The following is a 22402-nucleotide window of genomic DNA, read 5'->3' on the forward strand; positions in this document are numbered from 1 at the left end:
TGGGCGCTGCGGCGCCCGGGCTGGCCTGATTTGGCGGTAACGGATAGAGACGGACGATGGCAGGCCATTCAAAATTCAAGAACATCATGCACCGCAAGGGTGCGCAGGATAAGAAGCGTTCGTCGCTCTTCTCCAAGCTCAGCCGCGAAATCACCGTCGCGGCGAAGATGGGCCTGCCCGATCCGGACATGAACCCGCGGCTGCGCATGGCGGTCAATGCGGCCAAGGCGGCGTCGCTGCCCAAGGACAATATCCAGCGCTCGATCGACAAAGCGAGCCGCGGCGATGCCGAGACGTACGAGGAAATCCGCTACGAGGGCTTCGGCCCCGGCGGCGTGTCCCTCATCATCGAGGCACTGACCGACAATCGCAACCGTACGGCGACCAACGTGCGCACCGCGGTGGCCAAGAATGGCGGCAATCTCGGCGCCGGCGGGTCGGTCAGCCATGCGTTCGATCGCCTGGGGCTGATTAATTATCCGGCGAGCGCGGGCGACGCCGACACGGTGTTCGAGGCGGCGCTCGAGGCCGGCGCGGACGACGTGACGTCGAACGAGGACGGGCATGAGATCTGGACCTCGAACGAATCGCTGCACGAGGTCGTCAAGGCGCTGACCCCGGTATTGGGCGAGCCGGACGGTGCGAAGCTCGCCTGGCGCCCGCAGATCATGGTCGACGTGGGCGAGGGCGATGCCGCGACCTTGTTCAAGCTGCTCGACACGCTCGACGATGACGACGACGTGCAGACCGTGTGGGGCAATTACGAAATCTCCGACGAGGTCATGGAGAAACTGGGTTGAGGCATAAGCTCCTCCCCGGGACGGGGAGGGGGACCATTTGCCTCTTTCGGCAAATGGTGGAGGGGGCTCTCCGCAAGCGCAGCGTTGCCGGCTCACCCCCTCCGTCAGCCTTGCAGGCTGCCACCTCCCCGTTCCGGGGAGGAATTAAGTGATCATCCTCGGCCTCGATCCCGGCCTCGGCACGACCGGCTGGGGGCTGATCCGCGCCGAGGGCAACCGCCTGTCGCATCTCGCCAACGGCAAGCTGAAGACCGATACCGCCGCGCCGCTGGCCCGGCGGCTGGCGCATCTCGATACGATGATCGCCGCGCTGATCGCCGATCACGACCCGCAAGGTGCGGCGGTCGAGGAAGTGTTCGTCAACACCAACCCGCAATCGACGCTGAAGCTCGCGCATGCCCGCGGCGTGGCGCTGTGCGCGGTGGCGCGCCATGGTATTGCGCCCGGCGAATATGCCCCGCGCCTCGTCAAGAAGGCGGTGGTCGGCACCGGCAGCGCCGAGAAGGCGCAGGTCCATGCGATGGTCGCGCGATTGCTGCCCGGCGTGAAGATCGACGGCGCCGACGCCGCCGATGCGCTGGCGGTGGCGATCTGCCACGCGCACCATCTGGCCAGCGCACGACGCCTGCCCTGATCCCCCTCCCCGCGGCCGGGCGGACCTGCTAGCAAGCGGCGATGATCGCACATCTCAAGGGCATCCTCGCGGCCACCGATATCGACCATGCAGTGATCGAGGTCGGCGGCGTCGGCTATCTCGTCGGCGCCTCGTCGCGCACGCTGGCGGCGATCGGGCCGGTGGGGGAGGCGTGCATGCTGCACACCGAGATGCTGGTGGCGGAGGATTTCATCCGCCTGGTCGGCTTCGCCACGGCGGGCGAGCGTGACTGGTTCCGGCTGCTGACCGGCGTGCAGGGGGTCGGCGCGCGGGTCGCGCTGGCGATCCTCTCCGCGCTCGAACCCACCGATCTTGCCCGCGCGATCGCCAGCCAGGACAAGGCGATGGTCGCGCGCGCCAACGGCGTCGGCCCGAAGCTCGCCGAGCGCATCGTGCGCGAACTGAAGGACAAGACCGGCGGCATCGTGCTCGGCCCGGCAGGCACGAGCATCGCGCCGAGCGGGGCGGGCGCCGATGCCGTCTCGGCGCTGCTCAACCTCGGCTTCCGCCCGGCCGAAGCCGCGGGTGCGGTGGCCGCGGCGGAGGAGGAGCTCGGCGCCGGGTCGACGCTGGATGCACTGGTGCGTCTTGCGCTGCGCAAGGCGGCCAAGCCCTGACGCGGTGACGCGGCCCGGGCGGCGCGCGGTCCCGGCTCGACAGCGTCGACCGGGAACGTGTAGGGAACGGAGGTGACCGACGACCGCCTCCTGACCCCTGCGCGCACCCCCGACGATGTCGATGCCGCGCTGCGCCCCAAGTCGCTCGACGACTTTGTCGGGCAGAAGGCGGCGCGCGAGAATCTGCGCGTGTTCATCGCCGCCGCGCGCGCGCGTGGCGATGCGCTCGATCACGTGCTGTTCTTCGGCCCCCCGGGGCTCGGCAAGACCACGCTGGCGCAGATCATCGCGCGCGAGATGGGGGTGGGGTTCCGCGCCACGTCGGGCCCGGTGATCGCCAAGTCGGGCGATCTCGCCGCACTCCTCACCAATCTCGAGGATGGCGATGTGCTGTTCATCGACGAGATCCATCGGCTCCAGCCGGCGGTCGAGGAAGTGCTGTATCCGGCAATGGAGGACCGCGCACTCGATCTGATGATCGGCGAGGGGCCATCGGCGCGCTCGGTCAGGATCGATCTGCCGCGCTTTACCCTGGTCGGCGCGACGACGCGGCAGGGGTTGCTGACCACGCCGCTGCGCGATCGCTTCGGCATCCCGGTGCGGCTTACCTTCTACACGGTCGAGGAATTGCAGCGCGTCGTGACCCGCGCCGCCGGGCTGCTTGGTCTCGCCATCTCGCCCGACGGCGCGACCGAGGTCGCGCGGCGCAGCCGCGGCACGCCGCGCATCGCCGGGCGGCTGCTGCGCCGGGTGCGCGACTTCGCGCATGCCGCGGGGCATGATCTGGTCGATGCGGTGGCGGCGGATTCGGCGCTCAACCGGCTCGAAGTCGACAAGCTCGGGCTCGATGCAATGGACCGGCGCTATCTGATGATGATCGCCGACATCTATCGCGGCGGCCCGGTCGGGGTCGAGACGCTTGCCGCGGGCCTGAGCGAGCCGCGCGACACGGTCGAGGAAGTGATCGAGCCCTATCTCATCCAATTGGGGCTGATCGCGCGCACCGCGCGCGGCCGCTGCCTCAACGCCGGCGGCTGGAAGCATCTCGGGCTCAATCCGCCGGCGGGCGTACAGGAAGGGCTGTTCGATGCCTGATTCGGTGGCCCCGGCCTTGGGCGGGAAACAGAATTGCTTTCGCCGTCGGGTTATGGCCCGATCGCCTGCAACCTGCTAGCCAATCCCGATGCCCTCCGCCGTCGCCTCCGCCCGTGAAATCCTGGTTCGACTGCACGACGTGATGGCGTCGCGCACGCCGGCCCAGGCCAAGCTCAACGCCGTGGTCGGCATCGTCGGCGAAGCGATGTCGAGCGAGGTCTGTTCGATCTATCTGCTGCGCGACGGCGTGCTCGAACTGTACGCCACTCGCGGCCTGGCGGAAGAGGCGGTGCACGTCACCACGCTGGCGCTGGGCGAGGGGCTGGTCGGCACGATCGCCGAGCAGGGCGAAACGCTCAATCTCGACGAGGCGGCGAGCCATCCCGATTTCGCCTATCGCCCCGAAACCGGCGAGGAGAAGTTCCACAGCTTTGCCGGCGTGCCGATCATCCGCCGCGAACGCTCGGTCGGCGTGCTGTGCGTGCAGCATGCCGATCCGCACCGTTATGACGATGTCGAGATCGAGGCGCTGCAGACGGTGGCGATGGTGCTGAGCGAGCTGATCGCCAATGCCGATCTGGTCGATGCCAGCTCGGCCGCCAGTCTGCGCCCGCAATCGACCGCGACGATGCGGATCCCGGGGCTCAAGCTCGTCGAGGGGATGGCCAGCGGTTACGCCGTCTATCACCAACCGCGCGTGACGATCGAACATACCGTCGCGGAAGACACCGAGGCCGAACGCCACCGCGTCTATGCCGCGTTCGACAAGATGCGCGAGCAGATCGAGCGCATCGCCAGCCAGGCCGAATTCGGCGTCGGCGGCGAGCATGACGAGGTGCTGCAGACCTACAAGATGTTCGCCTATGACGAGGGCTGGGCGCGGCGCATCAACGAGGCGATCGATTCCGGGCTGACCGCCGAAGCGGCGATCGAGCGCGTCCAGCAGCGCACGCGCGCGAGAATGCGCCAGATCGACGATCCGCTGCTGGCCGATCGCATGCACGATCTGGAGGATCTGTCGAACCGGCTGCTGCGCATCGTCTCGGGCCAGATGGGCACGGCCGCGCAGGGCGGGCTGCGCCAGGACACGATCCTGATCGCGCGCAATCTCGGCCCGGCCGAACTGCTCGAATATGATCGCCGCCGCCTGAAGGGCGTGGTGCTCGAAGAAGGATCGCTGACCGCGCACGTCACGATCGTCGCGCGCGCGATGGGCGTGCCGGTGCTGGGCCGCGTCAAGGGCGTGCGCCGCGCCGTTGCCGAGGGCGATCTGCTGCTGCTCGACGTGACGGCGGGCAATGTCCTCGCGCGGCCGGCGGCGGGCATGGAGGAGGCGTTCGAGGCCAAACTCGATCTGCGCCAGAAGCGCCGCGCGGTGTTCGCCGCGCTGAAGGGCGAACTGCCGATCACCAAGGACGGGCACCGCATCACGGTGATGGTCAATGCCGGGTTGCGCGACGATGTCGCCGCGCTCGACGTGACCGGGGCGGACGGGATCGGCCTGTTCCGCACCGAATTCCAGTTCCTGGTCTCGGCCACCTTGCCGGCCAAGGCGCAACAGCAGCGGCTGTACCGCGAGGTGCTGGACGCCGCGGGCGACCGCCCGGTGATCTTCCGCACGGTCGATATCGGCGGCGACAAGGCCTTGCCCTATCTCAACCGAGCGGACGAGGAGGAGGAAAATCCGGCGATGGGCTGGCGCGCGCTGCGCCTCGCGCTCGATCGCGGCGGGCTGATGAAGGTGCAGGCGCGCGCGCTGCTCGAGGCGGCGGCGGGGCGCACGCTCAACGTGATGTTCCCGATGGTGTCCGAGCCGTGGGAGTTCGACGAGGCACAGGCCTTGTTCGCGGCGCAGCGCGAATGGATGCACGCACGCGGCAAAAGACTGCCGACCGAGATCCGCTATGGTGCGATGCTCGAAGTGCCGGCGCTCGCCGAAATGCTCGACGTGCTGCTGCCGCGGCTCGATTTCCTGTCGATCGGCACCAACGATCTGACGCAGTTCCTGTTTGCCGCCGATCGCGCGCATCCCAAGCTCGCCGAACGCTACGATTGGCTGAGCCCGGCGATCCTGCGCTTCCTCGCGCGGGTCGAGGCGCCGGTCCGTGCGGCGGGCAAGCCGCTGGCGGTATGCGGCGAAATGGGCGGTCGGCCGCTCGAGGCGATGGCGCTGATCGGGCTCGGGATCGAGCGGCTGTCGATCACGCCGGCCGCGGTCGGCCCGATCAAGGCGATGGTCCGCTCGCTCGATCGTGCCGCCCTGATGGCGCACATGGCCGCGCTGCTGAAAACCCCGCCCCGCGATCTGCGCGCCGCGCTGACCGCCTGGGCGGCGGACAATGGCGTCGAACTGGCCTGATCCCGTGCCGTGCCGCCCGGCCTAGGCGTTGACAGCACGGTCCCCCTTTGAGACACGAGCGGCCAAGACACGCAGGACCAACAGGTCGCACCATTCCTGCCGGAGAGCTTCATGACCGATACCGTCCCGGCCGACGACGCCACCTTGTTCCCCAAGACGGTGGGGGAAAGGCTGCGCGCGGCGCGCGAGGCGCAAGGCCTGTCGCTGGCCGAAATCGGCGCGCGCACGCGTGTCCCGCTGCGCCAGCTGGAAGCGATCGAGAAGGACGATTATTCCGGCCTTCCGTCGGTGACCTATGCGGTCGGCTTCGCCAAGGCCTATGCCCGCGCGGTCGGCGCGGACGAAGTGGCGATCGCGCGCGATGTTCGCGGCGCCAGCGACCAGACCGTGCAGCGCACCAATTACGAGATGTACGAGATCGACGATCCCAAGCGCACGCCGACTGGCGGCGTGGTGGTCGGCAGCATCGTCGTCGTCGTGCTGCTGCTGATCGCGGTCGGCCTGTGGTATGGCACCAACCTGTTCCGCGGCGATGACGGTGCGGGGATGCCGGTGGCCGAAAATAGCGTGCAGCCCGCCGCGGTGATCGACGTGCCGGCGCCGGTCGCGCCGACCAGCGGGCAGGTCGTGCTCACCGCGACCGACGAGGTGTGGATGCGGGTCTACGACGCCGCCGGCAAGACGCTGTTCCAGGACACGCTGAAGCCCGGCGAACGCTATGAAGTGCCGTCCGACGCCAACGGGCCGATGATCAATGTCGGCCGGCCGGACAAATTGTCGGTAACGCTGAACGGCTCCGCGCTGCCGGCGCTCGGCGATGGCCGGCTCGCGATCAAGGATGTCGGGATCAGCGCCGCGGCGCTGACCGGGCGCGGCGCCGGTACTGCGCCGACGCCAACCCCGGCAGCTGCGCCGGCGGCGGCCACGGCGCCAGCCGCGCGCACCGGCGATGCCGTGCCGCCCGCTTTCCGAGCGCCCTCCGCCAGCGCGCAGCCCGAGCGCCGGGCAGCCCCGGCGCAGCAGACCCGCACCAGCACCACGCCGCCGGCAGTGACCAATCCGCCGGCACCGACCACGCCGGCACCGGCGGCCGCGTCGACCCCGACACCTTAAGGCTGGCGACAGGACGACGATGTCAGCTAGAGTATTCCATCCATCTGCACCGGGGGGTGTCATGCGTAAGTTACTGACGATAGCGGGGTTGATGATCGGCACGGCGACGCTGGCCTGTCCGGCGACGGCACAGTCGGGTGTCGAGGTGCGGGTCGACCGGCTCGAGGGCCAGATGCGCGCGGTGCAGCGCAAGGTATTCCCGACCGCCGGGGGCAAGCTGATCCAGCCCGAGATCACCGGGACCGATGCCGTCAGCGACATCGGAACGCCGTCGAACAGCGCGGTGACCGATCTGATCGCGCGCGTCGATGCGCTGGAATCGCAGCTGCGCACGATGACCGGGCAGGTCGAGCAGAACCAGTTCAAGATGCGCCAGGTGGAGGATGCGTTCGCCGCCTACAAGCGCAGCACCGATGCGCGGTTGAAGGCGCTGGAGGATACCACCGCCTCGACCGGGCCGCGCGTCGGGGCGGGCGACGTGGGCGAAGAGCCGGCACCGATCCGTGCGACGCCGCGGCCAGGCGCGTCGAAGCCGGTGGGGACGGGGACCGGAACGGCTAGGCCCGTGACGCCGCCGCCGACCACGGCAACGACGAGCAAGGATCCGGCGCGCGCGCAGCGGATCGCGGCGGTCGAGAAGCCGGAGACCGACGATGCCGGCGAGGACATCTACAATTACGGCTATCGGCTGTGGGATGCGAAATTGTATCCCGAGGCGGAAACGCAGTTCAAGGCACTGGTAAAGACCTATCCGCAGCACCGCCGCGTCAGCCGCGCGCAGAACATGCTCGGCCGGTCGCTGCTCGACGAGGGCAAGCCCAATCTCGCGGTGCTGGCCTTTTACGACAATTACCGCGCCAATCCGAAGGGCGATCGCGCGCACGAAAGCCTCTATTATCTCGCCCAGGCGCTGACCGTGCTGAAGAAGCCGTCGAGCGAGATCTGCAAGGTCTATGACGAACTGACCGATGTCTATCCGGATAAATTGTCGGAGGCGATGAAGGCCGGCGTCACCAAGGGGCGGACGGCGCAGAAATGCGGGAAATAGCATCGCCCATCGCGGCCTGACGGCCGGATGACCGGGCGCGGCGATCCTGTCGAGCGCTTGCGCGTGGACGCCGCGACGGCGCTCGGGCGAGCGGTCCGACCGGACGATATCATTGCGATCGCCGTGTCGGGCGGGCCGGACAGTATCGCGCTGCTCGCGCTGGCCGCCCGCGCCTGGCCGGGGCAGGTGATCGCGGCGACGGTCGATCACGGGCTGCGCGCGGCGGCGGCGGCCGAGGCAGCGATGGTCGCCGGCTTTTGCGCGACGCTCGGGGCGGGCGTGCCGCATGCGACGCTCCGCCCCGCCACCCCGCTCGCCACGGCAAACCTCCAGGCCGCCGCCCGTGCCGCGCGCTACGCGCTGCTCACCGACTGGGCGGCGCAGGCGGGTGCCGCGATCCTGCTTACCGCGCATCATGCCGACGATCAGGCCGAGACCTTTCTGATGCGCGCCGCGCGCGGATCGGGGCTGGCCGGCCTGGCGGGCATCCGCCCGCGCCGCCCGCTCAGCGACACGCTGACCTTGCTCCGCCCGCTGCTCGGCTGGCGCTGCGCCGAGCTGCGCGCGCTGGCCGAAGACTGGGCGCTGCCGTTCGTTGACGATCCGAGCAATGCCAGCGCGCGCTACGATCGCACGCAGTTTCGCGCGCTGCTGCGCCAGGCGCCGTGGCTGGATGCGGCGGCGATCGCGCGTTCGGCGGGCTATCTCGCGGAAACCGATCGCGAGCTGCGCGCGTTCGAGGCGTGGCTGCTGGACACGCGGCGTCGGCCCAGCGCGCCCGGCGACTGCACGATCGACATGGCCGGATTGCCGCGCGAACTGTGCCGCCGCCTCGCCCGCGGCGCGATCGCGCGCGTGCGCGAGGACCGCGCGATCATCGCGCCGGCGTGGAGCGACGCGGCGAATATCGAGCCGCTGCTCGATGCGCTGGCGGCGGGCGGGCGGGCGACGCAGGCCGGTGTCATGGCCAGCGCGCGGGGCGAAACCTGGCATTTTACCGCCGCGCCACCGCGTCGCGCGGGCTGACGGACGCAATCTCGATTCTGTTCCATTGCCATTAACCCGCGCGCGCTTATCTTATGGGGGACGAAAGGTACCCGAAGCCTCATGAACGACAACGACAAGCCGCAGCCCGGTCCGGATGGCAACGAGCCCAATCCGTGGATGAAGAGCCTGCTGATCTGGGTCGGCATTCTGCTTGCGCTGGCGATGTTTGTCGCGCTGTTCGATTCGCCCGGCCGCCAGCCGGCCGGCACGGCGATCGCCTATTCCTCGTTCCTCGATAAGGTCGAGGAAGGCACGGTGCGTGAAGTGAACGTGTCGGGCGATGTCATTTCCGGCACGCTGACCGACGACAATCGCTTCAAGACCTATGCCATCCCCGATCCGCAGCTGATCGAACGGCTGCGCACGAAGAACGTCGTGATCACCGCCAAGCCCGAGGAGGGCCCGGCGCTGTGGCAGGTCATGCTGATCAATTCGCTGCCGTTCCTGCTGTTCCTCGGCATCGCCTTCTTCGTGTTGCGCCAGATGCAGAAGAATTCCGGCTCCGGCGCAATGGGCTTCGGCAAGAGCCGCGCGAAGATGCTGACGCAAAAGGAAGGCCGCGTGACCTTCCAGGATGTCGCCGGCATCGACGAGGCACGCGAGGAGCTCGAGGAGATCGTTGAGTTCCTGAAGGACCCGACCAAGTTCGCGCGTCTCGGCGGCAAGATCCCCAAGGGCGCGCTGCTGGTCGGCTCGCCGGGCACCGGCAAGACGCTGCTCGCCCGCGCGATCGCGGGTGAGGCCGGCGTGCCGTTCTTCACCATCTCGGGCTCGGACTTTGTCGAGATGTTCGTCGGCGTCGGCGCGAGCCGCGTGCGCGACATGTTCGAACAGGCCAAGAAGTCTGCCCCGTGCATCGTCTTCATCGACGAGATCGATGCGGTCGGCCGCCATCGTGGTGCCGGTCTCGGCAACGGCAATGACGAACGCGAGCAGACGCTCAACCAGCTGCTGGTCGAGATGGACGGGTTCGAGGCGAACGAAGGCATCATCATCATCGCCGCGACCAACCGTCCTGACGTGCTCGATCCCGCCTTGCTGCGTCCGGGTCGCTTCGATCGCCAGGTCGTCGTGCCGCGGCCGGATATCGAGGGCCGCATCAAGATCCTCGAAGTGCATATGAAGAAGGTGCCGCTGGCACCCGACGTCGACGGGCGCGTGATCGCGCGCGGCACGCCGGGCTTTTCGGGCGCAGATCTCGCCAACCTCGTCAACGAGGCGGCGCTGCTCGCCGCGCGCAAGGGCAAGCGGCTGGTCGCGATGAGCGAGTTCGAGGAAGCCAAGGACAAGGTCATGATGGGCGCGGAGCGGCGCTCGATGGTGATGACCGACGACGAAAAGCGCATGACCGCCTATCACGAGGCCGGCCACGCGATCGTCTCGGTGCACGAGGCGGCCTCGGATCCGATCCACAAGGCGACGATCATCCCGCGCGGCCGTGCGCTCGGCATGGTCATGCGGCTGCCGGAGCGGGACAGTTACAGCTATCACCGCGACAAGATGTACGCCAACCTTGCCGTGTCGATGGGCGGTCGCGTCGCCGAGGAAGTGATCTTCGGCTATGACAAGGTCTCGTCGGGCGCGTCGTCGGACATTCAGTACGCCACCAATCTGGCGCGCGACATGGTCACGCGCTGGGGCATGTCGGACGTGGTCGGGCCGCTCGAATATGGCGAGCCGGAAGGCGAGAGCTTCCTCGGTTACTCGTCGGGTCGTCCGGCGCGCATGTCGAACCAGACCGCCGAGCTGATCGACGGCGAGATCAAGCGCATCGTCGAGGGCGGGCTCAACCGCGCCAAGGAGCTGCTCAACAAGCATATCGACCAGCTGCATCTGCTGGCCGAGGCGCTGCTCGAATATGAGACGCTGTCCGGCGACGAGATCAAGGCGCTGATCGCCGGCGAGCAGATCGACCGCGACAGCGGCCCCAAGACGCCGGTCGTGCCGGCAGGCGGCACCTCGATCCCCAAGACGCGGCGCCCCAAGGGCCCGTTCGGCACGCCGAGCCCGCTCGGCGCCTGACCCGGTCATTCCCGGTTCATGCCGGCCTTCATAACCCTCCCGCGACAGCCGTTGCGGGAGGGTTTTTGATGAAACGAATGATCATGCTGGCGGCGGCGCTCGCCGTGCCGGCCGCGGCCACCGCACAGGTGCGCGCGCCGATGAGCGTGCAGACGTTTCTCAGCAAGGTCGAGGCGCTCAAGGCCAAGGGCATGATGGCGATGTTCTCGCCCGACGTGAAGCTGCTCAAGGCCGAGATGGCGACCGTCGCGGCACAGCTGCAGGCCGAGAAGAAGGCGCGCGAGGCGGCCGGCAAGCCGCCGCTCGCCTGCCCGCCCAAGTCCGACGGCAAGAACAAGATGGGCAGCGAGGAATTTCTTACAGCGCTCCGGACGATTCCCCCGGCACAGCGCGGCATGAGCATGAAGGACGGCCTGTCGCGCGTGATCGTCGCGAAATATCCGTGCCCGCAGGGGGCGGCGGCCGCGCCGCGCCGCGTCAGCCGCTGAGCCCGACCGCCAGCAGCAGCATGACGAAGGTCAGCAAGGCGATCCAGGCGAAGCTGATCAGCGCGATCGTGCGCCACAGCGCCGAGCGCTTGCGCAATTCGTAGGCGCCGCGCAGCTGCACGAACATGTGCAGCGGCGGCAGCAGCAACGCGATGCTGCTGATCAGGGTCTCTGAGGCATTCAGCCTGATCATCCCGCTGAGCACGACGACCATGATCATCATGAAGGCGAGCGAATAGGTCACGAAGATCGCGTGATCGTACAATTTGTAGCGCCGCCGCCACAGGAACAGCAGCGCCACGAACGGCGTCGAGATCGGGATCAGCGCCCAGCTATATTTATACGCGCTCGATTGCAGCTTGTAGAGCATCAGCCCCGGATTGGCATTGGCCTTGGCAAGGCCCTTGTTGAGCGCGGGCCAGGGCGTGGTGCCGTTGGAAAAGGCGAAATCGGGATCGCCGAGCATCCGCTTGCCGCTCATTACGCTACGTGCGGTCTGCAGACCGGCGAGTTCGCGTTGCAGGTCCTCCGCGGTCGATGTCGCAGCGCGCGGCTGCACCGTCGCCTGCGCCAGCCTGGCCTTGGTGTCGGCGATTTCCTTGTCGATATTCCTGATCGCCGATGCGCGTGCCGCAGGGGGCATGTCGCTGCCCAGATCCCCATTGAAGGTGTGGATCGAGGCGAACATCAGGAACACCATGAACAGGAACAGCGCGAGCGGCGACACGAAGCGCGCGCGTTCGCCGGCGATATAGCGCCGCGTCAGGTCGCCGGGATGAAACACCAGCATCGGCAGCGTGCGCCAGATCTTGCCTTCGAAGTGGAACACGCCGTGCAGCAGATCGTGCCCGATCGATCCCAGCGTACGGTGGACATGCTCCGCCTGCCCGCAGGCGTGGCAATAATCGCCGATCAGCGCCGTGCCGCAATTGAGGCACAGGCCGTGATCGGCGTGGCGCATATGGGCGTCGCCCGCGCACGGCTCGACCGCCCGGCCCAGCATGGTGCCGGTGGCGATATCGCCGACCGCTTCGATTCCCCCCGTCATCGACACCATGCCTATCACCGGGACGCGATAAAGCGATAGCTATTTGGCGTGATCGGGCCCGCGTGATAGCGGGTTGGGCATGACCGACACGATCGATCCGCTGGCCCTGATCGCCGACATGGGGCGCCGCGCGCGCGCCGCCGGGGCGATTGTCGCCGGCTTGCCGAGCGACGCGCGACGGGCGGCGCTGGCAGCGGCGGCGGATGCGCTGCGCGCCGCCGCACCGGCGATCCTCGCTGCCAATGCCCGGGATATGGCGCACGGGCGCGAGATCGGCCTGTCCGGGGCGATGCTCGATCGCCTGATGCTCGACGACACGAGGATCGAGGGCATGGCCGCGGGCGTTGCGGCGATCGCCGATCTGCCCGATCCGATCGGCACGGTGATCGATCGCAGCGCGCGGCCCAACGGCCTGCAGCTGTCACGCATACGCGTGCCGATCGGCGTGATCGGGATCATCTATGAAAGCCGGCCGAACGTTACCGCCGATGCCGCCGCCCTTTGCGTCAAGGCGGGCAATGCGGTGATCCTGCGCGGCGGATCGGAAGCGCAGCACAGCAATCGCGCGATCCATGCCGCGCTGGTCGCCGGCTTCGTCGAGGCAGGGCTGCCCGCCGATATCGCCCTGCTCGTGCCGACGACGGATCGGGCGGCGGTTGGGGCGATGCTGGCCGCCGACGGGGTGATCGATCTGGTCGTGCCGCGCGGCGGCAAGAGCCTTGTCGCGCGCGTGCAGGCCGAAGCCCGGGTGCCGGTGCTGGCGCATCTCGACGGCATCAATCACGTCTATGTCGATGGATCGGCCGCGCCGGCGATGGCCGCGGCGATCGCCGTCAACGCGAAACTGCGCCGCACCGGCGTGTGCGGGGCGATGGAAACCCTACTGATCGACCGCGCCTACCCCCAGGCGAGCGCGTTGATCACCGCTCTTGCAGAAGCGGGCTGCGAAGTGCGCGGCGATGCCGCCGCGCGTGTGCTGGATCCGTCGATCGCCGCGGCCGACAATGCCGACTGGGATACCGAATATCTCGATGCGATAGCCTCGGTCGCGATCGTGGACGGGGTGGAGGCGGCGATCGCGCATATCGCTGCGCACGGATCGCATCACACCGACGCGATCATCGCGGAGGACGAGCGCATCGCCGAGCGCTTCATCGCCGCGGTCGACAGCGCGATCGTGCTGTGGAACGCCTCGACGCAATTCGCCGATGGCGGCGAGTTCGGGCTGGGGGGCGAAATCGGCATCGCCACCGGCCGGCTCCACGCGCGCGGGCCGGTCGCGCTGGAAGGGCTGACGACGTACAAATGGGTCGGGCGCGGCACGGGGCAGGTCAGGCCTTGAAGGTCGGCCTGCTCGGCGGCTCGTTCAATCCGGCGCATTCGGGGCATCGCGCGATCAGCCTGGCGGCGATCCGCGCGCTCGGGCTCGACGAAGTATGGTGGCTGGTGTCGCCGGGCAATCCGCTCAAGGACGGCGCGACGGATATGGCGCCGCTGGTTATCCGGCTCGCCTCGGCGCGCGCGATGAGCCGCAATGCGCCGATCCGGCCGAGCGATATCGAGACGCGCCTGGGCACGCGCTACACCGTCGATACGCTGCGCAAGCTGGTCCGCCGTTACCCCGACAACCGCTTCATCTGGCTGATGGGGGGCGACAATCTCGCGCAGTTCCACCGCTGGCGCGACTGGCGCGGAATCGCCCGCGAGGTTCCGATTGCGGTTGTCGCGCGTCCGGGCTATGAGCATGCGGCCCACGCGGGCGTCGCGATGGGTTGGTTGCGGCGCTGGCAGCGGCCCGCACACCAGGCGAAGAGCTGGACGACGTGGAGACTGCCGGCCCTCGTGCTGTTGCGATTCCGCCTTGACCCGACCTCCGCGAGCGGCCTGCGCAGGGCCGATCCCGCCTGGCAGCGGCGTTTCATGCCGACAACCCGATCAACCTAGGAATCGTCTTGGCCTCAACTCTCCCCGTTATCCGTGCGACCGACCCCGAAGAAGTAGCGGCCCTGCATGCGCTGATTCTCGCCTCGCTCGACGACGACCAGGCGGTCGAGACGATCTCGATCCCGCTGGCCGGCAAATCCAGCATCGCCGATTTCATGGTCATCGCCAGCGGTCGATCGACCCGCCAGGTGGCGTCGATGGCGCAGAAGCTGCAGCAGAAGATCAAGGCCGATCTCGGCCGCCAGACCCGCATTGAGGGCCTGCCGACCGCGGACTGGGTGCTGATCGACGCCGGCGACGTAATCGTCCACCTGTTCCGCCCGGAAGTGCGCAGCTTCTACAATCTCGAGCGGATGTGGGCGTTCGGCGATGCACCTGAAGCACCGGCGACGCCGGCCAAGCACGAAGACTATGCGGCCTTCGAAGACGACGACGATTCCGACGATTGAAGTCGGTCGCCAAATAACCGCCGCCATCCTGAACTTGTTTCAGGATCCACTGTGCCGGGATGACGAAGCGCACCATCGTGTCCGGGGCTTAGCCGCCCGATGGATCCTGAATCCGGTTCAGGATGACGGTGGTGGGGCTGGGCGTGATTGCCTGTTTAAGCCGCCAGCTGATGCCGTCTTCGTATCCTGCACGACTGAACCGCGCCGATGCTGATCCATATCGTCGCGCGCGGGCGGATCGGGCGTAGCCCCGAGGCGGAGCTGGTCGAGCGGTATCTCAAGCGCGTGCCGTGGCCGACGCGGATCACCGAACTGCCCGATACGGGCGGCAAGATGCCCGCGCTCGAGCCGCAGACCCGTATCGTCATGCTCGACGAAACCGGCGAAGTGCTGCCCTCCAAGGCGCTGGCCGACAGGATCGGGCGCTGGCGCGACGATGGCGTGCGCGAGCTGCGCTTCATGATCGGTGCGGCGGACGGGTTCGACGATGCGGATCGCGCGCAGGCCGATCTGCTGCTGTCGTTCGGCCGCGCGACCTGGCCGCACATCCTCGCCCGCGCGATGCTTGCCGAGCAGGTGTGGCGCGCGGCGAGCATTCTTGCCAACCATCCGTATCACCGCGAAGGGTGACGGCATGGGCGCGGGGGCAATACGGTGGACGGCGATCGCGCTGGCGGGCGGCGGGCTGCTCGCCGCCGCCGCGCCGTCGCAGGACCAGCAGAAGCGGCTTGCCGATGCCAAGGCGCAATCGATCGCCGCGGCGGCGCGCTCCGCCGCGCTCGACCGGCGGGCGGCGGGCGAGCGCGATCAGGCACGCCAGGCGCGCGCGCAGGAAGCAGCGGTTGCGGCGCGGATCCAGCAGGCCGAGGCGGATATCGCCGCGGGCCAGGCGCGGATCGAGATCATCCGGCAGCTGGTCGCCGCGCAGCGCGCCCGACTCGACGAGAAACAGGGGCCGGTGGTGCGGCTCGTCGCGGCGTTGCAGTCGCTGGCGCGGCGCCCGGTGCTGATCAGCATCGTCCAGCCCGGTTCGGTCAGTGACATCGTCCATGTCCGCGCGGTGCTGGCCAGCACGTTGCCGGTGATCAAGGCGCGCACGGCCGACATCCGCGCCGAACTGGTGCGGTCGCGCCGGTTGCAGGCGGATGCGGCGCTCGCCACGCAGAATCTGGCCGGCGCGCGGGCCGAGCTCGAAACGCAGCGGCTGGCGCTGACCCGGCTCGAGGCGGCGCACCGGCTGCGCTCGCGCGCTTTGGGGCGTGACGCCCTGTTCGAATCCGATCGCGCGATCGCGCTCGGCGAACGCGCGCGCGACATCGTCGACCTGATGGATCAGTTGGGCGATCAGGCCAGCCTGCGCGCACGGCTCGAATCGCTGCCCGGCCCGGTGCCGCGCCCGCCGCGGCCGGGCCAGGTCGCCGCGCCGATCGACAGCGTGTCCTGGTCGGCCGGCGCCGCGCCGTATCGCCTGCCGGTGGTCGGCCGCGTCGTCACCGGGTTGGGCGAATTGTCCGATGCCGGCGTGCGCTCGCGCGGGCTGACGCTGGCCTGCGCCAGCGAAGCGACGGCGGTCGCGCCGGCGGCGGGGCGGGTCGCCTTTGCCGGCCCGTTCCGCGGCTATGGCCGGATTGTCATCCTCGATCATGGCGACGGCTGGACCTCGCTCGTCGCCGGGCTCGGCGCGACCGCGGTCAAGGTCGGCGACAGCATCGCGCAGGGTGCGCCGCTTGGCCGCGCGGCGCCGAGCGACGAGGCGCGCATCACGGTCGAGTTGCGCCGCCGCGGCCGTGCGGTCGACATGACGCCGCTGATCGGCTGAACCGCTCATCAACCATTCACCGTCGATCCGCTTTGATCGCGCGGCATAACCCGCTAGTGTCACCGTTCAACGCTTACAGGTAACCACCCGACATGGCTCGTCCCTTCCTCCAGGCCAGCGCGATCGCTTTGGTGCTGGCGCTCGTCCCCGCCGGCACCGCGGCGATGGCGCAGGTCGATACCAACGCGTATCGCGAGCTCGACCAGTTTATGGACGTGTTCGCGCGGATCAAGGCGACCTATGTCGACAAGGTCGATGACAAGACGCTGATCAAGGGCGCGATCGACGGGATGCTCGCCGCGCTCGATCCGCATAGCGGGTTCGAGGCGGGGCTCGATTACGACAATCTGCGCATCCAGACGCTGGGCAGCTATGGCGGGCTGGGCCTGACCGTGACGGCCGAGGATGGTGCGGTGAAGGTGATCTCGCCGCAGGAAGACACGCCGGGCTATCGCGCCGGGATCAAGTCGGGCGATTACATCACGCATATCGACGGCAAGCTGATCTACGGCCTGACGCTGGACGAGGCGATCACGCAGATGCGCGGCACGCCCGGGAGCAAGATCAACCTGACGATCGTGCGGCCCGGCCGCGACAAGCCGATCGAGCTTGCCATGGTGCGCGAGAAGATCGTGCAGCGCCCGGTGAAATGGGAGGTCAAGAACGGCATCGGCATCCTCAACATCAACACCTTCTCCGAAGGCACCGGCGCGGCGGTGCGCGCGGGCATGATGAGCGTCGAGAAGTCGCTCGGCCGTCCGCCCTTGGGGTGGATCGTCGATCTGCGCGACAATGGCGGGGGCTTGCGCGACGAGGCGATCACCGTCTCCGATCAGTTCCTCAATTATGGCGAGATCGTCTCCGAGCGCGGCCGCGAGAAGAACGATATCGAGCGTTTCTACGCCAAGAACGGCGATCCCTCGCGCGGGCTGCCGACGATCGTGCTGGTCAATTCCGGCTCCGCCTCAGCGTCCGAGATCGTCGCCGGCGCGCTGCAGGATCATCACCGCGCGCTGGTCATGGGGGTCAAGTCGTTCGGCAAGGGCTCGGTGCAGACCGTGCTCGATCTCGGCAACAATACCGCGCTGCGCCTCACCACGTCGCGTTACTATACGCCGTCGGGCCGCTCGGTGCAGGAAGGCGGGATCGAGCCGGATATCCGCGTGCCGCAGATCACCGATCCCGATTTCAAGACGCGCCCGGTGTTCCGCGAGGCCGATCTGCGCCGCCACCTGATCAACGAGGTCAAGGCCGACGACAAGGTGCTCGAGGAAGATACCAAGGACGATCCGCGCTTCACCGCGACGCCCGAGCAGCTGAAGGCCCGCGGTGTGGAGGATTTCCAGCTCGATTACGCGCTCAAGACGCTGGCGCGGCTCGGGCCGGTGGCGAAGACGGCGGCGAAGTGAGCGTCCGTTGACCCGTTCGTTCCGCACCGCGCGCCTGATTGCGCTCCTGTTGCCCACCGTTTTGCTCGCCGGCGCCTGGGGCTCCCAGCTGATTGGGCATCTCTATCCGTGCGAGATGTGCCACTGGCAGCGCTGGCCGCATTATGCCGCCGTGGCGCTCGCCGCGCTGGCCTTCGCCGTGCCTGGCGTGCCGGCCAAGCGCGCCCTGGTTTTTTCGGCGGCGGTGGCGATCGCCGTGAGCGGCGCGATCGCAGTGTTCCATGCCGGGGTGGAATATCATTGGTGGGACGGCATCACCGCCTGCACCTCCAACGTCTCGGGTAGCGGCGGCTCGGCCGAGGACATGCTGGCGCGGATCATGAACGCGCCGATCATCCGCTGCGACGTCGCGCAGTGGAGCCTGTTCGGCATCTCGCTCGCCGGGTTCAACGCCCTCCTCTCGCTGGGCGGCGCCGGCGCGATCCTCGCGCTGCTGTTCGGAGGCCGCAAATGACACGCTGGAAACCGGGTGACCCCAAGCGCGCCGCCGCGCCAATGGTGCGCGTCGACCAGGCGGGCGAATATGGCGCGATCCGCATCTATGGCGGGCAGCTCGCGGTGATGGGCGATCGCAGCCCGGCGGCGCGGCAGATTGCCGGCATGGCGGTGCAGGAGGAGCGCCACCGCGCCTTTTTCGACGCGATGATGGCGCGGCGCGGCGTGCGTCCGACCTTGCTGCAACCGGCCTGGAAGATTGCCGGCTTCGCGCTTGGCGCAGTGACCGCGGCAATCGGCCCGGCGGCGGCGATGGCCTGCACGGTTGCGGTCGAGACCGAGATCGACAAGCATTATGAGGATCAGCTGATCGCCTTGGGTGATAGCGATCCCGAGCTCAGCGCAGCGATCCTGGATTTCCAGGCCGAGGAAGTCGAGCATCGCGAGACGGCGCTGGCCGCAGGCGCGGAAAGCGCGATCGGCTATCCGATCCTGAGCGCGGTGATCCGCTTCGGCTGCCGCGTGGCGATCGCCACGGCGCAGCGGATATGACGGACGATGGATATTGCGGCGGCGCCCGGGCGTTGGCCACGGGGATGGGAGTAACAACATGAAGATCACGATCGGCGCGGGCCTGGCTGCAACCTTGCTTGCCGGCCTGGCGCTACCCGCCCAGGCGCAGAACGCGCCGCAGAACGGCGTGCTGGTGATCTATGGCGAGCAGAAATGCCCGACTACGCAGGACGGCGACGAGGTCGTCGTCTGCGTGCGGCGCAAGGCGAGCGAGCAATTCCGCATCCCCAAGGAATTGCGCGAGCTGGAAGTGACGCCGGAAAATGAAAGCTGGGCGGTCCGTGCCAAGAGCAACGACACTGCCGGTGCGAGCGGCATCGGCACCTGCTCGACCGTCGGGGTTGGCGGCGCGACCGGCTGCTTCGCGCAGAATGCCGATCAGTACCGTGCGTACAAGAAGAAGAGGGCAGCCGACGCCAAGCAGGTCGAGGATACGCTGCCGTAAGAGCATTCACGGGCGCGCCCCGCGGACCGGTCCGCGGTGACGACCCAATTGGCGGCGTGCCGGATATTCGGGGGGATCGATGGCGACGATGACCGCAGCAGTGCCGCCGGCGCGCGGGCCGCACGGCGTCGCGCTCGTGCTGTTCCTGCTCGTCTGGCTGTCGTGCGTCTGGTTCGGGTCGAACACGTACAACCCCAACAATGCCACGCGCCTGTTCGCGGCGATCTCGCTGGTCGAGGATCATGACGCGACGATCGACGAGTTCGAGGCGCTGGCCGGGGACAAGGCCACATTCGGCGGGCATTTCTATACCGACAAGAATCCCGGCGTCACGCTGATGACGCTACCCGCAGTGTGGATCGGCGACGCCGTGGCGGGCGATACGGCGCGCGATCATCCGATCGCCTTTACCGATGCCGGGTTCGGGCGTTTTCTCAGCCTGCGCATGGAAATCGCGGTGGCGATGATCGCGCTGATCGTCGCGCTGGCCAGCGTGCTGCTGCTCGATCTGGCGACCGGCATCACCGGCAGCCCGCGCGCCGGGCTGATCACCGCCTTGGCCTATGCGCTGGGCACGCCGATCTGGGGCTGGTCGACCACGCTGTTCGGCCATGCGCCGGTCAGCGCCTTGCTGACGATCGCTGCCTGGGCGGCATGGCGCGGCAGCAGCGGGCCGCGCGAACTGGCGCGCTGGCGCTATCCTTTGCTGCTCGGGCTGAGCCTGGGCTGGGCGCTGGTGATCGAATTGTCGGCGGTGCTGCCGGGCACGGTGATCGCGCTCTGGGCAATGTGGCGCGTGCGGGCTTTGCCCACGGCGGCGCTGCTGCGGCTGGGCGCGACGACCGCCGCCGCCGGGATCGTCGCGCTGCTGCCGATGCTGGCCTATAATCTGATCGCGTTCGGCACCGTGTTCCGGGTCGGCTATCAGGGGGTGGTCGGCTATGACGGCATGAACCAGGGGCTGTTTGGCCTGACCTATCCGCATCCCGATGTGCTGCTGCAGATCCTGTTCGGCGCGCGCCGCGGGCTGCTGTTCGTTGCGCCCTTGCTGGTGCTCGCGCCGCTCGGGCTCGCGCGGCTGGTCCGCGCGCCGGCGACGCGCGATCTCGGCATCATGGCGAGCGCCTTGGTCGTCACCGTATTGCTCTACAACGCCTCCTATTTCTATTGGCATGGTGGCTATTCCACCGGCCCGCGCCATGCGATGCCGGCGATGGCGTTCCTTGCGCTGGGCATCTCGCCGCTGTGGCGCGACTGGCGCGGGCAGGGCCGTGCGCTGATCGTCGTGCTGCTCGCGCTCACCCTGGCGATCAACCTGGCGATCGCGGCGGTCGAGATCACCGCATCGGATGTCGATCCGTTCCCATTGCTCGATCCGGTGCTGCGCAAATTCCTGCTGCTCGAGATCCGCACCGTGGCGGGCGAATGGTGGGGCTGGTCGGCGGCACGCGCGCTGGCGCTGTATCTGGTGCTGGCGCTGCCCGCCTTGTGGTTCCTGTTCCGCGCCGCCGGCTTGTCCGAGCGGGCGCCGCGCGGTACCACCGCATTGGTCGCGTGACTGGCGAATCGTGGGACACCACAGGGAAGCGCCGACCATGACAGCGCCGCTCGCCTGGGCACCTCTCCCGTCCTGAAGGAGTGTTCCCATGTCCGATCTGTCGCCGATCCGTGTCGCCTTCCTGCTCTTTCCCGATGTCACGCAACTCGATCTGACCGGCCCGGCGCAGATGCTGTCGCGGCTCGGCAATACGACGATCGATCTCGTCGCGCAGACGCTGGATCCGGTGATGGCCGATGCCGGTTTCGCGCTGTTGCCGACCGCGACGTTCGAGAGCGCGTTGCCGCCCGACATCCTGTGCGTGCCGGGCGGAATGGGGGTGAACGATGCGATGGAGGATGCCGATACGCTCGGTTGGGTGCAGCGCGCGGCGGCCGGCGCGGACTGGGTCACCAGCGTGTGCACCGGTTCTTTGCTGCTCGGCGCCGCGGGGCTGCTCGAAGGCTATCGCGCGACCTGCCACTGGGCGCAGCATCATCATCTCGCCGCGTTCGGCGCGATCCCGGTCAAGCAGCGCGTGGTGATCGATCGCAACCGCGCGACCGGCGGCGGGGTGACCGCGGGGATCGATTTCGGGCTCACCCTGGTCGCGGCAATCCGCGGCGAGGCGCATGCGAAACTGGTGCAGCTGGCGCTCGAATATGATCCTGCCCCGCCGTTCGACAGCGGCGCGCCCGAACGTGCCGATGCCGCGACGCTGGTGCGCTTTCAGGCGATGGGAAAATCGGCCGCGGCCGCGCGCGACGCGCGGATCATGGCCGCCGCGGCGCGACTCAGGCCCGCGCCTTCCTGATCGCGCGCAGCCGGTGCCGCACGTACCAGACGATCGCGACCACCAGCACCACGCCGATCACTGCGTCCGCGCTATGGAACGCCGCCTTGACGCGCGGATCGCTGTCCCATGCCTCGCCCAGTTTCATGCCGAGCCAGGTCAGCGCGAAGCAGAACGGCCAGGAGCCGGCAAAGGTATAGATGTGGAACGGCACCAAGGGCATGCGCGCAACGCCGGCGGGGAAGGCGATGAAGGTGCGGATCACCGGCAGCAGCCGGCCGACGAACACCGCGGACTTGCCCCAGCGCGCGAAGAAGCGATCGGCGGCATCGAGTTCGTCGGGGCCGATCAGCAGGAACTTGCCCCAGCGTTCGACGATCGGCCGCCCGCCGCGCTTGCCCGCTTCGTAGGCGACGATCGAGCCGAGATTGCAGCCCAGCGCACCGGCAGTGGCGGCAAGATACAGGTTCATCTTGTCCTGCGACACGAGATAGCCGGCGAACGGCATGATCAGTTCGGAGGGCAGCGGCACGCACATGCTCTCGATCGCCATCAGCAGCATCACGCCGAGATAGCCGGTCGCCTCGATGATCGAGATGACGAAGGTGGCGAGGATGCCCAGGATATGTTCGACCATGGGCCGGCCAGATGCGCGATGCGCGCCGCT

Annotated in this window: 23 protein-coding genes and 1 riboswitch; of the genes, 21 read left to right on the forward strand and 2 right to left on the reverse strand. The window is 68.4% G+C overall.

Features of this window, described 5'->3' with window-relative positions:
• Nucleotides 1–56: 56 nt before the first annotated feature.
• The 10 genes from NV401_RS05090 (at nt 57) to NV401_RS05135 (ending at nt 11244) form a co-directional block, all read left to right on the forward strand.
• Nucleotides 57–800 carry a YebC/PmpR family DNA-binding transcriptional regulator gene (locus NV401_RS05090; RefSeq protein WP_261293307.1) on the forward strand — a complete coding sequence of 248 codons (744 nt, stop codon included), beginning with the start codon at nt 57–59 and terminating at the stop codon, nt 798–800.
• A gap of 148 nt (nt 801–948) precedes the next feature.
• Complete coding sequence (ruvC, locus tag NV401_RS05095; RefSeq protein WP_261293308.1) at nt 949–1434, forward strand: crossover junction endodeoxyribonuclease RuvC; 486 nt, start codon at nt 949–951, stop codon at nt 1432–1434.
• Between the two features lie 41 nt (nt 1435–1475).
• Entirely contained in the window at nt 1476–2072 is a 597-nt protein-coding gene (ruvA, locus tag NV401_RS05100; protein WP_261293309.1) for a Holliday junction branch migration protein RuvA, read from the forward strand.
• Nucleotides 2073–2144: 72 nt separating this feature from the next.
• Nucleotides 2145–3167, forward strand: a complete 1023-nt coding sequence (ruvB, locus tag NV401_RS05105; RefSeq protein WP_261293310.1) for a Holliday junction branch migration DNA helicase RuvB — start codon at nt 2145–2147, stop codon at nt 3165–3167.
• A gap of 88 nt (nt 3168–3255) precedes the next feature.
• Nucleotides 3256–5526 carry a phosphoenolpyruvate--protein phosphotransferase gene (gene ptsP / locus NV401_RS05110; RefSeq protein WP_261293311.1) on the forward strand — a complete coding sequence of 757 codons (2271 nt, stop codon included), beginning with the start codon at nt 3256–3258 and terminating at the stop codon, nt 5524–5526.
• A gap of 111 nt (nt 5527–5637) precedes the next feature.
• Complete coding sequence (locus tag NV401_RS05115) at nt 5638–6639, forward strand: helix-turn-helix domain-containing protein (RefSeq protein WP_261293312.1); 1002 nt, start codon at nt 5638–5640, stop codon at nt 6637–6639.
• Between the two features lie 61 nt (nt 6640–6700).
• Nucleotides 6701–7687 carry a tetratricopeptide repeat protein gene (locus tag NV401_RS05120; protein ID WP_261293313.1) on the forward strand — a complete coding sequence of 329 codons (987 nt, stop codon included), beginning with the start codon at nt 6701–6703 and terminating at the stop codon, nt 7685–7687.
• 63 nt (nt 7688–7750) lie between these two features.
• Nucleotides 7751–8713 carry a tRNA lysidine(34) synthetase TilS gene (gene tilS / locus NV401_RS05125; RefSeq protein ID WP_261293314.1) on the forward strand — a complete coding sequence of 321 codons (963 nt, stop codon included), beginning with the start codon at nt 7751–7753 and terminating at the stop codon, nt 8711–8713.
• 81 nt (nt 8714–8794) lie between these two features.
• Nucleotides 8795–10756: an ATP-dependent zinc metalloprotease FtsH gene (ftsH, locus tag NV401_RS05130; RefSeq protein ID WP_315369055.1), complete on the forward strand. Its 1962-nt coding sequence runs from the start codon at nt 8795–8797 to the stop codon at nt 10754–10756.
• A 68-nt stretch (nt 10757–10824) separates the two neighbouring features.
• Entirely contained in the window at nt 10825–11244 is a 420-nt protein-coding gene (locus NV401_RS05135) for a hypothetical protein (RefSeq protein ID WP_261293315.1), read from the forward strand.
• Here NV401_RS05135 and NV401_RS05140 read toward each other — a convergent pair.
• Nucleotides 11234–12292: a DUF3667 domain-containing protein gene (locus NV401_RS05140; RefSeq protein ID WP_261293316.1), complete on the reverse strand. Its 1059-nt coding sequence runs from the start codon at nt 12290–12292 to the stop codon at nt 11234–11236. The genes NV401_RS05135 and NV401_RS05140 overlap by 11 nt on opposite strands.
• A 79-nt stretch (nt 12293–12371) precedes the next feature.
• Between NV401_RS05140 and NV401_RS05145 the strand changes: the two genes are divergently transcribed.
• From NV401_RS05145 to NV401_RS05195, 11 genes are all read left to right on the forward strand, one after another.
• On the forward strand, nt 12372–13634 hold the full coding sequence (locus NV401_RS05145) for a glutamate-5-semialdehyde dehydrogenase (protein ID WP_261293317.1): 1263 nt from the start codon (nt 12372–12374) through the stop codon (nt 13632–13634).
• Nucleotides 13598–14236 carry a nicotinate-nucleotide adenylyltransferase gene (locus tag NV401_RS05150; protein WP_261293318.1) on the forward strand — a complete coding sequence of 213 codons (639 nt, stop codon included), beginning with the start codon at nt 13598–13600 and terminating at the stop codon, nt 14234–14236. Before NV401_RS05145 ends, NV401_RS05150 begins: the two co-directional genes overlap by 37 nt.
• Before the next feature lie 8 nt (nt 14237–14244).
• Nucleotides 14245–14685: a ribosome silencing factor gene (gene rsfS / locus NV401_RS05155; protein ID WP_261293319.1), complete on the forward strand. Its 441-nt coding sequence runs from the start codon at nt 14245–14247 to the stop codon at nt 14683–14685.
• 207 nt (nt 14686–14892) lie between these two features.
• Nucleotides 14893–15315, forward strand: coding sequence for a 23S rRNA (pseudouridine(1915)-N(3))-methyltransferase RlmH (locus tag NV401_RS05160; protein WP_261293320.1), 423 nt, complete (start codon nt 14893–14895; stop codon nt 15313–15315).
• The gene (locus NV401_RS05165; protein WP_261293321.1) at nt 15284–16504 is read left to right on the forward strand and encodes a murein hydrolase activator EnvC family protein; all 1221 of its coding nucleotides are present in this window, start codon (nt 15284–15286) and stop codon (nt 16502–16504) included. The genes NV401_RS05160 and NV401_RS05165 overlap by 32 nt, the downstream gene beginning before the upstream one ends.
• A gap of 92 nt (nt 16505–16596) precedes the next feature.
• Nucleotides 16597–17913 (forward strand): S41 family peptidase, encoded by a 1317-nt coding sequence (locus tag NV401_RS05170; protein WP_261293322.1) that lies wholly within the window; start codon nt 16597–16599, stop codon nt 17911–17913.
• Between the two features lie 7 nt (nt 17914–17920).
• Nucleotides 17921–18406 carry a disulfide bond formation protein B gene (locus NV401_RS05175; protein ID WP_261293323.1) on the forward strand — a complete coding sequence of 162 codons (486 nt, stop codon included), beginning with the start codon at nt 17921–17923 and terminating at the stop codon, nt 18404–18406.
• Nucleotides 18403–18939, forward strand: coding sequence for a demethoxyubiquinone hydroxylase family protein (locus NV401_RS05180; protein WP_261293324.1), 537 nt, complete (start codon nt 18403–18405; stop codon nt 18937–18939). The genes NV401_RS05175 and NV401_RS05180 overlap by 4 nt, the downstream gene beginning before the upstream one ends.
• A gap of 58 nt (nt 18940–18997) precedes the next feature.
• Nucleotides 18998–19405 carry a hypothetical protein gene (locus tag NV401_RS05185; RefSeq protein WP_261293325.1) on the forward strand — a complete coding sequence of 136 codons (408 nt, stop codon included), beginning with the start codon at nt 18998–19000 and terminating at the stop codon, nt 19403–19405.
• Between the two features lie 79 nt (nt 19406–19484).
• On the forward strand, nt 19485–20963 hold the full coding sequence (locus NV401_RS05190; RefSeq protein ID WP_261293326.1) for a hypothetical protein: 1479 nt from the start codon (nt 19485–19487) through the stop codon (nt 20961–20963).
• A riboswitch (ZMP/ZTP riboswitch) is annotated at nt 20950–21030 on the forward strand. It overlaps the preceding gene by 14 nt.
• Nucleotides 21031–21051: 21 nt before the next feature.
• On the forward strand, nt 21052–21756 hold the full coding sequence (locus tag NV401_RS05195; protein WP_261293327.1) for a DJ-1/PfpI family protein: 705 nt from the start codon (nt 21052–21054) through the stop codon (nt 21754–21756).
• On the opposite strand, the gene NV401_RS05200 is transcribed toward NV401_RS05195, so the two are convergent.
• The gene (locus tag NV401_RS05200) at nt 21737–22372 is read right to left on the reverse strand and encodes a DedA family protein (protein WP_261293328.1); all 636 of its coding nucleotides are present in this window, start codon (nt 22370–22372) and stop codon (nt 21737–21739) included. The two genes, NV401_RS05195 and NV401_RS05200, sit on opposite strands and share 20 nt — an antisense overlap.
• Nucleotides 22373–22402: the final 30 nt, after the last annotated feature.

The organism is Sphingomonas hylomeconis (assembly GCF_025370105.1).
In the GTDB taxonomy this organism is placed as follows: Bacteria; Pseudomonadota; Alphaproteobacteria; order Sphingomonadales; family Sphingomonadaceae; genus Sphingomonas; species Sphingomonas hylomeconis.